The sequence below is a fragment of the Azospirillum formosense genome, from assembly GCF_013340925.1.
Classification (GTDB): domain Bacteria; phylum Pseudomonadota; class Alphaproteobacteria; order Azospirillales; family Azospirillaceae; genus Azospirillum; species Azospirillum formosense.
Genome location: NZ_WHOR01000493.1, coordinates 1 through 1,434, shown reverse-complemented (window position 1 = coordinate 1,434; position 1,434 = coordinate 1). Strand labels below are relative to the sequence as shown.

Below are 1,434 nucleotides of genomic sequence, written 5' to 3'. Positions count from 1 at the left end.
CCACCACCGCCGCCACCGCCACCCGGCGGACGGCCCCCCGGATTCTGACCGCCACCACCCGGCGGAGGACCCCAGGGGCCGCCACCGCCGCCCCCTCCCTGATTGCTCCACGGCATTCCGTTCGTTCCCCTTCGCGCTCTCTCAATTCTTGGGACGGAAATTCCGGAAAACAAATCGTTTCCGGACCGTCCGATCCCTTTACCATTATTGTCCGCCGGCCCTATAGTGCCCATCCCATTCGGGGAAGGATTTCACCGACGGATATCCGCCAATATCGGGAAGGAAGCGGAGTTTTCAACCATGGCGCAGGTCAGCGAAGCTCAAGTCCTTGAAGCTCTGAGGACGGTTGTCGATCCGGAACGGGGCAAGGACGTCGTCAGCCTCGGCATGCTTTCCGGCCTTGTCGTGCGTGACGGGCACGTCGCCTTTTCGATCGAAGTGGACCCCAAGCGCGGCGCCCAGGCCGAGCCGGTGCGCCACGCCGCCGAGAAAGCGGTGGAGGCCATGCCGGGCGTCCTGTCGGTCACCGCGGTCCTGACGGCGCACCGCCCCGCCGGGCAGGGTGCCGCCCCGCAGCAGGGCCACGGGCATTCCCACGGCGGTCACTCCCATGGCGGCCAGGGGCACTCCCACGGCCACTCCCATGGGCAGCAGCCGGCGGAGCAGAAGCCGCTGGTGCCGGGCGTGAGGGCCATCGTCGCCGTCGCGTCGGGCAAGGGCGGCGTCGGCAAATCCACCACGGCCAGCAACCTCGCCCTCGCCATGGCGGCGAACGGGTTGAAGGTCGGGCTTCTGGACGCCGACATCTACGGCCCGTCCATGCCGCGCATGCTGGGCATCTCCGGCCGGCCGACCAGCCGCGACGGCAAGATCCTGGAGCCGATGGAGAACTACGGCATCAAGGTGATGTCGATGGGCTTCCTGGTCGCCGAGGACACGCCGATGATCTGGCGCGGCCCGATGGTGATGAGCGCGCTCCAGCAGATGCTGCGCGACGTGAACTGGGGCACGCTCGACGTTCTGGTGGTGGACATGCCGCCGGGCACCGGCGACGCCCAGCTCACCATGGCGCAGCAGGTGCCGCTGGCCGGGGCGGTCATCGTCTCGACCCCGCAGGACATCGCCCTGCTCGACGCCCGCAAGGGGTTGAACATGTTCCGCCGCGTGGACGTGCCCGTCCTCGGCATCATCGAGAACATGAGCTACTTCTGCTGCCCGAACTGCGGCCACCGCACGGACATCTTCAGCCACGGCGGCGCCCGCAAGGAGGCGTCGGACCTGGGCATGGAGTTCCTCGGCGAGGTCCCGCTGCACCTCGACATCCGCGAGACCTCCGACCAGGGCCAGCCCATCGTGGTGTCGCAGCCCGAGTCGGAACACGCGAAGGTCTACCGCGGAATCGCCAAACGCCTGTGGGAGAAGATCGCCGGCGAG

Annotated in this window: 1 protein-coding gene; it reads left to right on the top strand. The window is 68.1% G+C overall.

The annotated features are described in order from the left end of the window. Positions 1 to 300: 300 nt before the first annotated feature. The coding region (apbC, locus tag GBZ26_RS29350; RefSeq protein ID WP_174441798.1) for an iron-sulfur cluster carrier protein ApbC at positions 301 to 1,434 on the top strand (1,134 nt) is incomplete at its 3' end.